The 14,004-nt window shown below is 45.5% G+C and carries 13 protein-coding genes; 2 read left to right on the top strand and 11 right to left on the bottom strand.

Translation table 11 applies throughout. From position 1 onward, the window contains the following. Positions 1-13 precede the first annotated feature (13 nt). From porU to hisH, 11 genes are all read right to left on the bottom strand, one after another. Entirely contained in the window at positions 14-3,406 is a 3,393-nt protein-coding gene (gene porU, locus L0660_RS00490) for a type IX secretion system sortase PorU (protein WP_235156801.1), read from the bottom strand. Continuing rightward, the gene (locus L0660_RS00485; protein ID WP_235156800.1) at positions 3,384-3,998 is read right to left on the bottom strand and encodes a hypothetical protein; all 615 of its coding nucleotides are present in this window, start codon (positions 3,996-3,998) and stop codon (positions 3,384-3,386) included. The genes porU and L0660_RS00485 overlap by 23 nt, the downstream gene beginning before the upstream one ends. A 68-nt stretch (positions 3,999-4,066) precedes the next feature. Next, on the bottom strand, positions 4,067-4,246 hold the full coding sequence (locus L0660_RS00480) for a hypothetical protein (RefSeq protein WP_233795069.1): 180 nt from the start codon (positions 4,244-4,246) through the stop codon (positions 4,067-4,069). A gap of 151 nt (positions 4,247-4,397) precedes the next feature. After that, positions 4,398-5,171 (bottom strand): geranylgeranylglyceryl/heptaprenylglyceryl phosphate synthase, encoded by a 774-nt coding sequence (locus tag L0660_RS00475; protein WP_235156799.1) that lies wholly within the window; start codon positions 5,169-5,171, stop codon positions 4,398-4,400. Continuing rightward, positions 5,168-5,590 carry a hypothetical protein gene (locus L0660_RS00470; protein WP_233795067.1) on the bottom strand — a complete coding sequence of 141 codons (423 nt, stop codon included), beginning with the start codon at positions 5,588-5,590 and terminating at the stop codon, positions 5,168-5,170. The genes L0660_RS00475 and L0660_RS00470 overlap by 4 nt, the downstream gene beginning before the upstream one ends. A 98-nt stretch (positions 5,591-5,688) precedes the next feature. Next, the gene (locus L0660_RS00465; protein ID WP_235156798.1) at positions 5,689-6,027 is read right to left on the bottom strand and encodes a phage holin family protein; all 339 of its coding nucleotides are present in this window, start codon (positions 6,025-6,027) and stop codon (positions 5,689-5,691) included. A gap of 59 nt (positions 6,028-6,086) precedes the next feature. Beyond that, positions 6,087-6,422 (bottom strand): phage holin family protein, encoded by a 336-nt coding sequence (locus L0660_RS00460; protein ID WP_026631145.1) that lies wholly within the window; start codon positions 6,420-6,422, stop codon positions 6,087-6,089. Positions 6,423-6,435: 13 nt separating this feature from the next. Beyond that, a complete protein-coding gene (gene hisIE / locus L0660_RS00455) occupies positions 6,436-7,065 on the bottom strand; it encodes a bifunctional phosphoribosyl-AMP cyclohydrolase/phosphoribosyl-ATP diphosphatase HisIE (protein WP_235156797.1) in 630 nt (209 codons plus the stop codon). Between the two features lie 84 nt (positions 7,066-7,149). Beyond that, the gene (gene hisF / locus L0660_RS00450) at positions 7,150-7,923 is read right to left on the bottom strand and encodes an imidazole glycerol phosphate synthase subunit HisF (protein WP_233795064.1); all 774 of its coding nucleotides are present in this window, start codon (positions 7,921-7,923) and stop codon (positions 7,150-7,152) included. Between the two features lie 4 nt (positions 7,924-7,927). Next, a complete protein-coding gene (gene hisA / locus L0660_RS00445; protein ID WP_235156796.1) occupies positions 7,928-8,650 on the bottom strand; it encodes a 1-(5-phosphoribosyl)-5-[(5-phosphoribosylamino)methylideneamino]imidazole-4-carboxamide isomerase in 723 nt (240 codons plus the stop codon). 10 nt (positions 8,651-8,660) lie between these two features. Beyond that, the gene (gene hisH, locus L0660_RS00440) at positions 8,661-9,251 is read right to left on the bottom strand and encodes an imidazole glycerol phosphate synthase subunit HisH (RefSeq protein WP_235156795.1); all 591 of its coding nucleotides are present in this window, start codon (positions 9,249-9,251) and stop codon (positions 8,661-8,663) included. A gap of 281 nt (positions 9,252-9,532) precedes the next feature. Between hisH and L0660_RS00435 the strand changes: the two genes are divergently transcribed. Next, the gene (locus L0660_RS00435; RefSeq protein WP_235156794.1) at positions 9,533-11,023 is read left to right on the top strand and encodes a M14 family zinc carboxypeptidase; all 1,491 of its coding nucleotides are present in this window, start codon (positions 9,533-9,535) and stop codon (positions 11,021-11,023) included. Positions 11,024-11,140: 117 nt separating this feature from the next. After that, positions 11,141-13,957, top strand: a complete 2,817-nt coding sequence (locus tag L0660_RS00430) for a TonB-dependent receptor (protein WP_235156793.1) — start codon at positions 11,141-11,143, stop codon at positions 13,955-13,957. Positions 13,958-14,004 lie beyond the last annotated feature (47 nt).

Below are 14,004 nucleotides of genomic sequence, written 5' to 3'. Positions count from 1 at the left end.
AAGTTTTATTAAACTAAGGAGAACGCACCAACTTACCGGACCGCTGGTCGCTGGAATTATCTTTTAAGGACCTGATGCTTAACTGGTAAATAAGAGAAGTAAGCTTCGGTATCCAATATCCTGATTGAGCAGCGTCAAATGTTTCTTTAACGGTTGACTCAATGTTGAAATATTGTCTGCGGAAATGTCCCAGAGACTGCCCATTGTTTGATAATATATTAAAAACTATTTCGACATCATCATTTTCCCTGTTATGTGTCAGCTCAAATGACAAATCTTTTTCAAATGGGTTTGGATATACTTTCAGCGTGTTGAGTTTGATGCCCTTGAATGCACCTATCTGAAAACCGAACGCAATTTCAGAGAAGTTAGTATAAGTATCCCAGACTTTTACTCTAATTACATATTTACCGGTTGGTAAGTTTTCAAACGGATAATTGATGACGCCCTTGCGGTAATCACCCGTATCTGCTGTGTAGTATTCGTTCAGGTTAACCGACATCGTGTCATTGACAACCATCGTGATATCATGCCCGATCCCCGCATTGGAAATACTGATCCCATTTTCGTCGCTGGCAGAAATGTATAAGTTGCCCGACGGCTCAATAACGTCGCCATCCCTGAACGACGGATCGTTCACATAGGCCGTAAGTTGCGGCGTTGTGTTGTCGATTTCGGGGATAGCGCTGCCGCCAATGGTAACACTCAGCTGTGCACTGGCGTCACCAAGACTGGCTGACTGAACAGCATAGACGTTGACCCTGCCTATTCCCGTACGGTAATCGATATCCTTTGGCATGACAAACTCACAAATAAATTCCCCTCCTATCACCTTTACACTGCCATCGAACAATTTGCTGCGAAACTCTGAATAAGTTTCCGGCTTGCCTTCATTACCCAGCGTTTTGAATGTGGTTTGCTTATCATATATTACAATGCGTGCAATGCCTTCGAACTTGCTGTCCTTTAATGTTGTAACTGCGTCAAATACCTGCCCTTTCAGCTTCACTTTTTGCAATGCGCGCAATGTATCCGGCTTTTCTGCCCATCGGATTGCTTTCTGAGCCCGGGCGAGCTTCATCGACGGATCCGCAAGCAACGTAAAATTCCGGTTCAGACTTCCTACCAGCGCTTTGTTTTTGGTTTCTTTGAAAAGATCGCCTAACCTCCGGCTCGGATCTTTGTTAACCAAAGCTTCATAAAATGCTTTGCTAAGCGTGAAATTGGTGCTGGAATAAACTGGCCGCGTCGTGCTGATGGCACCAATGGCTGCGCCTCTCGGACTTAAAACCATCAATTCTGCGCCCGAAACCAGCCCGGGATCATCGTAACGACCAAAATCGCAAGTCGCTGTAAAAAGCAGTGGCAAATTATCTATCCCGCGCGCCGATTGCATATCTGCCAGCGTCAAGACCTGTTCCTCCGCCCAGCCGCTCACGCCCCCGTGACCCGTGTAGTTCAGGATTAATGTGCCCTCGTTGATCTTTTTGTTGATCACCTGATTTACCGCTGGCGCCTTTTGTCCTTCTGCACCTGTATTTTGTGGAAATGCATCAATGAACACCCGTGAAGGCATAAAATCGTTTTGAAGCAATGTCGCCAGCTCGTCCGCGTGACGCTGGTGAATGTTACCATCGCCATCGTCTGCAACAAACTGTATGGTGTTCCGCCAACTCCCAAAACCACGGCCGGACGAACCATAGCGGATCAATTTGTCCACACTGAGCTCCGCCTCAGCCAATGTTTTGACCGGAAGTCTTCCTACCCCGATGTCAATCGTATGATCACCAGAAGCTGATTCCAGCCATGCGCCCTCGCCATCCTTCATGAAACCAAAATAGTCATCGGAAGAATACGTGTAAACCGGATTTAAAGACTCTCTGCTTTCGTAAACCGGCACCCAAAGCCGCTGCTGTGACTCCGATTGATTTTGTAAAAGATTTTTGTAATCAAATGTTGCATCACCGAACAACAGCAGATATTTCAGCTTCTCAGGCTTCTTATCATAAAGGTGTTTTACAAAGTCCCTTATCGCGGTCAAATCGGGCTTTCCTCCTCCAAATTCATTGTAAATCTCGTCCGTAGTCACAACCAGTGTTTCCAGCTCATCATTACTTTCGCGGAATGCGGCCAGCCTTTCAGCAGCTTGCCTGAATGCCGGGGGTGTAACAATCAGGAAGTCTGGCGTAGCATTGGTGATAATGTTCTGCGGATCAATTTTTTGCAAAAAGACCGGCTCAATCGCCTGGCTTGCAAGAAAGCCTATATATTGTCTGCTACGCTTCCCGCCTCTTGTTGTAAATGAATATGTGCTGTTCTGGATATTTTGGTTCACGACCGATGGAACCTGCGGATTGGTCACATCCCAGAGCTGCCATTCTGGAATTGCATTTGCGAATTCATAGGTAACCGTGTCAGCAATTTCCGGTAAAAATCTGTAAACCTGCTGATTATCGTAGCGGCGCAATTGTCGTTTCACATGCAACGCCATGTAATTTAAATATCCTTGTGCGGAATTCTGCCCGTTTCGCTCGTAGGTTACAGCGATGTTGAACGCCTCAGTTGGCGCATTATCCGCATTTACTGTAAATGTTGCATCGGACCGTAGTGCTTTGATGTCATAAGTACCGGCGCTGACGGTTCCAATGGCAGACTCTCCTACTTGCTTGCCATTCAGCTGCCAGAGAAATTTGGTGGCGATCTGTGCTGCACCAATCGCAGAAGTACGCAGCTGTATTTTCGACGCCGGAACAATGCCGGGAATGTTCGCAGGGAAGGCAAGCGGCGTATTATTCAAATATTCGCCCCACCATTCCCTGCCTGATTTAAGCAAGTTGTATTTTTCAGTTTCATGAAACCAATAGTCATCAAACTGATTAATCACTTTGCCATTCAAAGAAGCAAGTGCCGCCAAAGGCTTCACCCTGAGGCCATTTTGCTGTCCATAGGTCAGGAAATAATAGTTGGAATCGGTGTATGTGTTAATCTGATGCTTCAACTCTGCCTTTGCAGAATCGTATAAGATTTCGTGCGGGCTTTCGACAAAGAAATATACGGCGTCGTTGCCATCAAACTTGCCATCGGCCTCCCCTGCAACCCAAACCGCACTTTCCAGTAATGCGTTGGATTTTAATGCATCATTAGCCTGCGGCAGCATTCCTGCTTGCTGGCTGTAAATCTGGATTTGTCTGGGATCAATTTCTGATGCATTAATGCCAAGCTTTTTGAAAAAAGCTGCGTCCAGACGGTGAATGCCCGTTTCTGTAACTGCCAACTTGAACCAGTTACCGCTTGAAAGTATAGATTTTTCCTGTGCTTTTGAAGAAAAAGAAATGAGTAATCCCAAACAGCAGAGTACTGAATGGATCAGGCGATCACGCACATTAACATGCTTCAACCAATGCATGGGCTGGAATGGTGTAAAGACGCTGGGAAGCTTTGTCCGTGCAAAGCACACGTGTCCTCCTGAGCGATCCACGGACGAATAACCTGTTCTGAAACACGAAATTACTTCCTTCATGAAGCTGAAACAATGCTATCCTTGATGCATTCAGCTCCTGAATGTCGTATTTGCGGATTGCATTATACAGAATCAGGTCACCGCCTGTTGACGCCTTCGGGTTCTTAGCATAACGTATTAATGCATCAAGAATATCTGCCGGAAAATGATTTTCGTTCAGGACAGGCTGCAACAATTTACTAAACTCCTGCTTCCATTCCACTCCATGCGGCGCAACACGCTTTCTCAGCCGTACTTTATAATTCAAATGCACCACGCAATGTGCCACTTCGTGTAGATACGTGATCAGAAAGTTGTAGGGATTGAGATTAACATTAACCGTTATTCTGGGAGTGCAGCGCGGACGAACTGTAAAATCGCCCAATCTGGTGCGGCGGGGCCGGGAGAGAAAGAAATCAAACTTATAAACCTGGTGTAACTCCTCGCAATATGCGATTGCCGCCTGGGGAACATGGAGGCCGAAGGATATGTTTTTCATTCCTTAAATAAAAAAAGAAAAGCGCTATTTTCATAGCGCTTTTCACGAATTTCGACTTGTACGTCTAATTACTTAACTGAATCAGCAGCAACTGAATCTGTTGCCATTGTATCAACCATTGCAGTATCAACAGCAGGAGTTTCAACAGTTACAGCAGTAGTATCAGCAGATTCGTCAGCTGGTTTGCTAGTACAAGCAGCGAAAGTTACCATCCCGGCAACGAACGCAAGTGCAAATATTTTTTTCATTTCTTGGGTGTAATTAAGGTTCGATACAAATGTAGCAGGATTAAATCGAATGTTCCTAACGTTTGCTATTGTATTTTTCCAAGAACTTAAAATTTCCTTAGAAAACACCCAAATCCCTTTATTTTGTACAATAAAATCTCCTATTGTTTCCTTAAACGCTTTCTGTTTTCCTATTGAAAGCCTTTACGCAGGCTGCAACTTCGGGAAGCAGGTCCGGGTTTTGTTCTATTCCGTTACCGACTACAATTACGTCGGCTCCCGCGCCCAGTGCGGCATCCGCTTTTTCATACGAATCGATGCCGCCGCCTACGATGATGGGTGTGTCCACGGTTTCACGGACAGCTCTGATGGTTTCGGATGTAACCGGGAATTGTGCGCCGCTGCCGGCGTCCAGGAACATGAGTTTGAGGCCCAAAAATTCCCCCGCTAATGCTGTACAAGCTACAATGCCAGGCTTGTCCCTTGGTAAAGGTGTCGTATTACTGATATATGAAACGGTTGTGAGCTTTCCGCTTTCGATTAATAGATAACCAGTAGGCAAAACTTCAATTCCGCTTCTCTTCAACAACGGCGCCGCTATAACATGCTGACCAATAAGAAGTTCCGGGTTACGGCCTGAAATCAGGGAAAGGAATAGGACCGCGTCGGCGGAAGGATCAATGTGAAGGCTGCTTCCGGGGAAAAGGATAGCAGGAATGTTCGTGTGCTGGTGTATAGCGGCAATAAGCTGGTCAATCGCGTAATTGGTAATGAGGCTGCCTCCTACGAAAAAAAAGTCAACGCCATGCTCAACCGCGAATTCCAGGAATTTCGGAAATGTTGAAAAATTAATTTTGTCAGGATCCAAGAGAACAGCAAACGATTTCCTTTTCTCTATTTTTCTTGCTGAAAGGAGGTCTGCGATTTTATGATTCGCTGTTTTCATTCGATTTTTCTATCATCTGCAATTAAATGTTTAAGCTTCTGGCGCGCCCACCCTACTGCCAACGTCCAGGCTAAACTTTGAACGGCTGCTCCAACCGCAAATTTGCTTTTCTGTTTAGCCTCTCCTGCCTTGAATGCCTGAGCTCGCTCATATGCCTCAGCCTCTTCCTCTGCCGCCCTTTCGTCTTTCTTATTTTTTGGTAAAATTGCATTCATTACAACATATGTGGTTGCCACCACACCGCCGATGATCAATGCTTTCTTTCCATATTCAGTAGCGTTCGTTTTCAAACCGCTCCACTGTAATTCAAGCTTGTCCTTATATAAATCCGCATCGAGCAGTAGGTCTTGCTTATCCTTATCCGTATCAGATGAGAATGGTTTGGTGATCTTTACGGAAGAATCTATTGAAGCACTCATTTCATTTTTAGTTTAATGATGAACCTGAGAAATTTTCAAAAGGAACCCAAAAATAGCAATTTGAGTGAATTTTTCCCCAAAATACTATTTCAAAAGTGTTAATCCTCTTTTATTTTGACAAAACGAACGATAGTTCCACGGATAAACTGAATCAGCTTTTCTTTGAAGACAATCCAGATTACCAGTTTTAAAATGAACACGCCCAACAGAATCAGATAGCCTAGGTAATCGCTGTCGAGCCATTTGTTCAGGAACGTCCCAAGTAGAATTACCATCAATATAAGCACTGTAAGCGCGATACAAAGCAGAATGGCGCCATAAAGCCCCATTACAACCGCACGTTCGATCTTGTCCCTTGTTTCGATTTTAAAAAGATCGATACGGGTCTCGAAGTACTTAAAAAGCGTGTCCTTAATTTCCTCTAGTTGACTAAGCATAAGCAGTAGTTTTCAATCATGTGTATCAATTTAAGGCTCTTACGGAGCTGGACTTGACACTAATCCAAAAACATACCAAGAATACCTGAAATGATAGAAACGACGAAACCGAAAAGCAGTGCGGGAATGAACCCGTCTATAGAAAACCCGGAAACAAGATAGGTGGCAAGGTAAATGATGAAAACGTTCACAACAAAATAGAATAGTCCCAATGTCATGATCGTGATCGGCAGTGCGAGAATCTGCAATACGGGTTTCAAAAATGTGTTTAAAATCCCCAGCACAATAGCCACAATAATGGCGGTGGTTGTGCTCGCTACAACAACTCCCGGAATTAACTTGGCAGCAAGTAAAATTGCTAATGTACTGATTAACAGACGTATTATTAATTTCATAAGCAGGTTATTTTTATTGATGACGGCTACGAAGTACGCTAATTACCTCATCTAAGTCAATGTTTTTCTGCTCCAAAAGGACGAGCAGGTGAAAAAGCAAATCGGATACTTCATTTTTGAAAAGATCCGCATCGTCGTCCTTGGATTCAATCACAACTTCCACGGCCTCTTCTCCCACCTTCTGCGCTATTTTATTGATCCCCTTACGAAACAGGCTGCTGGTGTAGGACTCGTCAAGGGGGTTTAATTTTCTTTCCCGGATCACTTCCTTTTGCAGGTAATTGAGAAAAGATGCTTCCCCGATTCGGGTATCCTGACTATTTTTTTCCCCAAAGCATGTATCTGCTCCGGTGTGGCAGGTTGGGCCAGCGGGAGTCGCCTTGATAAGAATGGTATCCCCATCGCAATCAGCGGCTATCTCGTTCACAAAAAGGAAGTTGCCGGAAGTTTCACCCTTCGTCCAGAGCCTCTGCTTGCTGCGGCTGAAAAACGTCACGGTCCCCAGTTCCTTCGTTCTTTCAAGTGCTTCCTGGCTCATGTAACCGAGCATCAGCACTTTGTTGGTGTTGATATCCTGAATAATAGCCGGTATAAGCCCGTCCGGGGATTTATTAAAGTCAATAGTTGAAAAAGTCTCGCTCATTGTAGTTTAGTCATTTGGACAAAGTTGCATTCTTTCCGGCTATTTTAAAGAATGTTGCCGGTAATAGTTGACAAACCTCCCGCCTCAGCGCGTCATACGCATAGGCAGGTTTTTATCATGGAGGTATTTTTTCAGATCCGGAATATCAATCTCCCGAAAGTGGAAAATGCTTGCCGCCAGGCCCGCATCGGCTTTTCCGGCAGTAAAAACATCGTAAAAGTGCTCCATATTTCCCGCCCCACCGGAAGCGATCACCGGAATGTTCGCATTTCCGCTGATGGTTGCCGTAAGCTCCAAAGCGAAACCAGCCTTGGTTCCGTCGGTGTCCATCGAAGTCAGTAAAATTTCGCCGGCACCACGGTCTTCCACTTCTTTTGCCCAGGGAATGGTCCGGAGTTCGGTTGGCTTGCGCCCGCCATGCGTGTGGACAATGTGCTCCTGCCCGTTTTCCGTTTCAATGTAACGCGTGTCAATCGCAACCACAATGCACTGGCTTCCAAATTCCAGCGAAAGCTCGTTGATGAGATCCGGATTTTTTACCGCCGCCGAATTGATCGAAACCTTATCCGCACCCGCATGCAGCAATGCAGAAACGTCCGCAATAGAGGAAATCCCTCCGCCTACCGTAAATGGAATGTTAATGGTGTGCGCCACTTTCCGCACAAGATCAATGAATGTGGAACGGCCGTCAACCGTGGCCGTAATGTCCAGGTAAACCAGCTCGTCCGCGCCGTGGGCCGCGTATAATGCTCCTAATTCCACCGCGTCGCCCGCGTCGCGAAGATTGACGAAATTAACGCCCTTCACTGTTCGCCCGTCCTTTACATCCAGACAGGGAATGATTCGTTTTGTTAGCATATTTTTAATTCAAAAAACGCTGTAACTCGCTCAGCTTGATCCGGTTTTCGTAAATCGCTTTCCCGATGATCACACCGTAAATGTTCATTTCTGCCAGCTTTTCCACATCTGCCAACCCACTTATTCCGCCGCTAGCGATGATTTTCAGGTCGGGACATTTGTCCTGCAAATTTTTATATAGGTCAAACGACGGTCCTTGCAGCAAACCATCCTTCGCTACATCCGTGCTGATCGTGTATTTAACACCTTTATCAACATAATTCTCCACAAAATCGTAAACCCAGATCTCCGTCCCCTCTTCCCAGCCGCTTACTGCCACTTTCTCTTTCTTCGCATCGGCTCCGAGAATGATCTTTTCGCCCCCGTAAACAGAAAGCCAGTTCAAAAAAAGCTCAGGATTCTTAACTGCAATGCTACCGCCGGTAGCTTGTTTTGCGCCACTTTCGAACACTGCTTTCAAATCCTCGTCCGACTGAACGCCTCCGCCAAAATCAACGTGCAACGAAGTTTTTGAAGCAATTTTTTCCAAAACTTTCCAGTTCACAACTTTTTTCGCTTTCGCTCCGTCCAGATCCACCAGGTGTAAACGTTTCAGTCCGGCATCCTGAAATTGCATCGCTACTTCGAGCGGGTTTTCATTGTAAATGGTTTTTTGTCCGTAGTCGCCCTGGGTAAGGCGCACGCATTTTCCTTCGATCAGGTCAATGGCTGGTATTATTTCAATCATTTCAAAGGGTTTAAACAATGTCTAAAAAGTTTTTCAGGATCTGCTGCCCCGCGTCGCCGCTGATTTCGCAGTGAAATTGCGCTGCATAAAAGTTGTCCCTATGCAGCATAGCACTGAACGGAAGCACATATTCGCAGCTGGCAACTGTGTACTCGCAAACCGGCGCGGCATAACTATGCACGAAGTAAACATAAGCATTGTCGGGCAAACCCGTGGTAAGCGGAGTTTTATAACCCGTAATGTTGTTCCAGCCCATATGCGGCACCTTTAAGTCCGGTGTTGCAGGGAACCGTTTTACGTCCACATCGAAGATCCCCATGCATTCCGTGTTATTTTCCTCCGAAAACCGGCACATCAGCTGCATGCCGATACAAGTTCCGAAAAAAGGCTGCTTCAATGTCGGGATGACTTTATCCAAGCCCACTTTGCGCAAGTAGTTCATCGTTGTGCTGGCCTCGCCCACACCTGGGAAAATGACCTTATCCGCCGACCGGATTTCTTCAACATCGTCGGTGTACAGGTAACTTGCGCCAATGCGGTCGAGGGCGTACATGACCGACTGCACATTGCCTGCATTGTATTTAATAATGACTGTTTTCATCCAATGTGATTTGAGGCAAAACAAAAAAAGCCCGATTTTGAAAATCGGGCTTCTGGGATACTATGTATTCAACCTTATTACAACACTACTTGCAAAAACACATCACCCAAGACGTCCGAAAGCCAGATGGCCTTGATGAAAATGATGATTTGTTTCAGCTTTAAACATGCACAAATGTAAGTAATATTTGCTAAAAGCAGAAAGCATACGAACAAATATTACATTAAAATTTGCTTAGAAAATTCTTGTACATTGCGATTACAAAACGGCTTTGTACGATCATGCGCATTATCATTTCACAACTATTTTTCTTTCTAATTACCTTGACCACCGTTACATCCCAGGCACAGTCTGACGAGCTGCCGAACCGGCTTTTTAAAGTGCACGACACTTACCGCGAGACCACATTAACACAGCGCCGATTTAAACAAAAAGACATTCTTCCGCTCATCGCCAAGCGCCAGGGTAACCCACTCTATAAGATCGAAACTGTCGGCCAGTCGTTTGAAGGCAGGACGTTACAAATGATCAAAGTCGGCACGGGCAAGAAAAAAGTGCTCCTATGGACTCAAATGCATGGCGATGAGCCTACTGCAACAATGGCGAGCTTTGACATATTTAATTTTTTGGAAGGCAAAAACGATGGTTTCGACGATTTCCGGAAAGAGTTGCTCGAAAAAACAACATTGTATTTTGTCCCCATGCTCAACCCCGACGGCGCCGAACGTTACCAGCGCCGCACCATGCAGGGCATCGACATGAACCGGGATGCCGCTTCCCGGCAAACGCCCGAAGCAGTGGTGCTGAAAGGTTTGGTGGATCAACTGAAACCCGATTACGGCTTCAACCTCCACGATCAGAGCCCACGCTATTCGGCTGGCAGAAGCGCCAAGGTTGCGACCATTTCTTTCCTGGCGACTTCCTATGATTACGAGCTGAATATCAACCCCGTCCGCGAGCGTTCCATGCAGCTGATCGTGGGCATGAATAAGGTTTTGCAAAAATACATTCCGGGTCAGGTTGCACGGTATTCCGACGATCATGAACCTCGTGGCTTTGGTGATAATGTTCAGAAATGGGGAACCACATTGGTCCTGATCGAATCCGGTGGTTATGTGGGCGATCCAGAAAAACAATATATAAGGAAGCTCAATTTCATGGCGATCCTTTCGGCATTGGACAAAATCGCTGACAATTCCCTTACCAAAGAAAAACGCGACGATTATTACAAAATCCCTGAAAACGGAAGATGGGTTTATGATCTCGTGGTGCGCAATGCAACAGTTAAGCAATCCGGGAAGTCGTTTCTGGCGGATCTGGGCATTAACAGGAATGAAGTAAGCTATTCCAATGCAACCAAATTCTTTTATTACAGCAAAATCGAGGACTTCGGCGACCTGCATCCGCAATTCGGCAGTGAAGAAATTGATGCAAAAGGATTAACCATTGAAAAAGGCAAGGTATATCCCACGACATATAAGAATGTAAGCGAGGTCAGTAAACTCAATGCATTAAGTCTGCTCAAACAAGGTTACACCTACGTCCGTCTTGCATCCGACAGCAACACCCGCGCCCTCGGTCTTTACTTTACAACAACGCCATTGCATGTCCTCAGAAGCGGGCAAGCTGCTCCTTCCGGAACGCCTGGATTAGGCAATACAGCAACATTTATCCTCAAAAAAGGCGCCGTAGTGAAGTATGCGGTCATCAATGGCTTCGTTTACGACCTGGAAGACTTTGAAGCCGGAAAAGGAAACGGGATTATTGAGTAAGTGCTTGATTTTAAACGAAAAACCACATTCCGAAATAACTGAGCCATAACATGGGGGTAACATTGAGGTAATATTGGCAGTCTACTTTTGTATCAGAAAATAATTCTGACACAAGACATGAACTTAAAAATTACCTCTCTCTTATTTTTCCTCTTCACTACCACGTTGGTATACGCTCAAACGGGTTCGATTAAGGGGAACATTGTTGATTACAAGACCAAAGAAGCTGTCATCGGAGCCAGCGTTGTTTTAAAAGGTTCCACTCCACCCATCGGAACAGCAACAGATGTTGAAGGAAATTTCGACATTCAGAATATCCCCACAGGAAAGCAAACGGTTATCGTAAGCTACGTTTCTTACAAGCCGAAAGAAATTGCAATTGAAGTTTATCCAAATCAGGCGGTCCTCATCAACACAACCATTGAGGAAGATGTGGCGAACCTGGAAGAGGTTAAGATCGTAGGACAACGTCAATCCTTCACCGACGTTTCCGTTATCACCGAAATCAAGCAGGCCGAGCAAATCGCCGTTGGTATTTCTGCCCAGCAGATCCAGAAATCCCAGGATCGTGACGCTTCACAAGTGGTTCGCCGCGTGCCGGGTGTTTCTATTCAGGACGACCGCTTCGTAATTATCCGCGGTTTGAACGAGCGTTACAACACCGTAATGTTGAATGATGCGATCACGCCTTCAACCGAGGTTGACGTTAAATCTTTCTCATTTGACCTGATTCCAAGCACAGCCATTGACCGGATGATGATCTACAAATCCGGTGCACCTGAATTGCCAGGTGAATTTGCAGGTGGAATTATCAAAATTTATACAAAAACAATCCCCGACGACAACGGATTTACATTCAGCTTAACGGGCGGTTACCGCGGAAACACAACATTCCAAAATGTGCTTGATTACAAAGGCTCATCATTGGACTGGACTGGTTTCGGTGCACCGGACAGAGCACTTCCAAACGGTTTCCCTTCGACAAAAAGATTGCAAAACGAAAACGGGCCTTCGGACGCAACATTGAACGCATTCCGCAACCTGCCGGAGTTTTATGATCTGAAATCAAAATCAGTAACGCCTGACCTTCGCGCTTCACTGGGTTACAACCACAAGTTCGAGCTTGGGAACATGAAGTTGACCACATTCAATAATGTCAACTATTCATCTACACACCAGTTTTTACCAACAACACAATTCCGTTATCTGAGCTTTAATACTGAAAAACAGAAATCAGACATTCAAAGCTCGTATCAGGATGAATTGTATCAAAACAATGTCCGCCTGGGCGTGATGTCTAACTGGGCATTGATCATTAATCCGAATCACAAGATCGAATTCAGAAACCTGTTCAACCAGCTTTCTAATAAAGAGACCAACTTCCGTCAGGGTTACAATACAGACAATGATGTTGAAGTGCAGAACTACGCATTCCGTTACGAGTCCAAAAGCATTTACTCTGGCCAGTTAGGCGGAACGCACGAGCTGGGCGCACATACAACATTGAAATGGCTGGGCGCATTGGGAACGACCATCCGCAGCGAACCGGATTATCGCCGCTTTATTTCAACCCGTCCGATAGGTTCAACCGGCCCTTTCCAGGTGGAACTTGTTCCGGGAAGCAACGCCAGCTTAACAAGAGGAGCGAGATTTTATTCTGAACTAACCGAATACACGAGCTCTTTCCGCGCCGATCTTGAACACCGTTTCGAACGCAGCGCTTACGAAGATGACGAAAGTATGCAGATCAAACTTCGTGCAGGTGCTTACGGTGAAATGAAGGACAGAGCATTCAAAGCAAGATGGTTCAATTTGACCAACTCAGGCAATGCTTCACAAGAATTGCTAAGCCAGGCACCAGCTCAGCTTTTTGATTCACAAAACATTGGAAGAGATCAGCTTTACTACGCAGAAAGAACCAACACAGATGATAAGTATACCGCCCAAAACACATTAATGGCAGGTTATGTGGGTTCTTACATTCCTTTTACTAAAAAATTCAATGTGTCTGTTGGTCTGCGTATCGAGAACAACATTCAGAAACTGCAAAGCAGACAGCGTGGTAGCGGCGAACGTATCCGCGTGAACAACCCGATTTTCCGCTTCCTGCCTTCGGCTAACCTGGCTTACAACTTCACTGAAAAATCGCTGGTAAGATTGGCTTACTCGGTTTCTGTAAATCGCCCTGAGTTCCGCGAACTGGCGCCATTTACTTACTATGACTTTAACTTCGATGTGTCCCGCGTTGGTAACCCGAATTTGAAAACGCCTTCGATCCAGAACGTCGACCTGCGTTACGAGTTCTATCCAAAAGAAGGCGAAATGATTTCGGTTGCGGCATTCTACAAGCACTTTGTTAACCCGATCGAAACACGTATCCGCTACGCAGGTTCAGGCGTCTCATTCTATGTGGATAATGCAAAATCGGCTTACACTTATGGTGCTGAAATTGAGCTGCGCAAATCCCTTAAAAACCTGACTGTTTCTCCATTCGTAGACAACCTGAGCGTTTTGCTAAATGCATCTGTGATCAATAGCAATGTGTTAACAGGCTTCGCAGGACAAGAAAATGACCGCCAGCTTCAAGGACAATCGCCTTACCTGATCAATGCAGGAGTTTATTACAACGATGTGAACCGCGGCTGGCAGGTGAATGCACTTTACAATGTCGTAGGACGCCGGATCTTCCTTGTGGGTGACCGCGATTTACAGCCAACCGTTTATGAAATGGCAAGAAACGTGATCGATTTAAACATTGTGAAGGCTTTGGGAGAACATCTTGAAATCAAATTGGGAATCCAGGATCTGCTTAACCAGCGCTTCCGCCTGATCCAGGATAGCAACCAGGATCAAAAAATCACCAGCGTGGATGAGTCGTACCAGAGTTACCGCAGAGGCAGCTACTCAACCATCGGAATCAATTACAAATTTTAATAACCACAAGTCGTAAACCGGCTCTTTTTATCACCAGAGTACTTTAA

Source organism: Dyadobacter sp. CY351, from assembly GCF_021502625.1.
In the GTDB taxonomy this organism is placed as follows: domain Bacteria; phylum Bacteroidota; class Bacteroidia; order Cytophagales; family Spirosomataceae; genus Dyadobacter; species Dyadobacter chenhuakuii.
The sequence above is the reverse complement of the archived record's forward strand: the minus strand, read 5'-3'. Positions and strand labels throughout refer to the sequence as shown.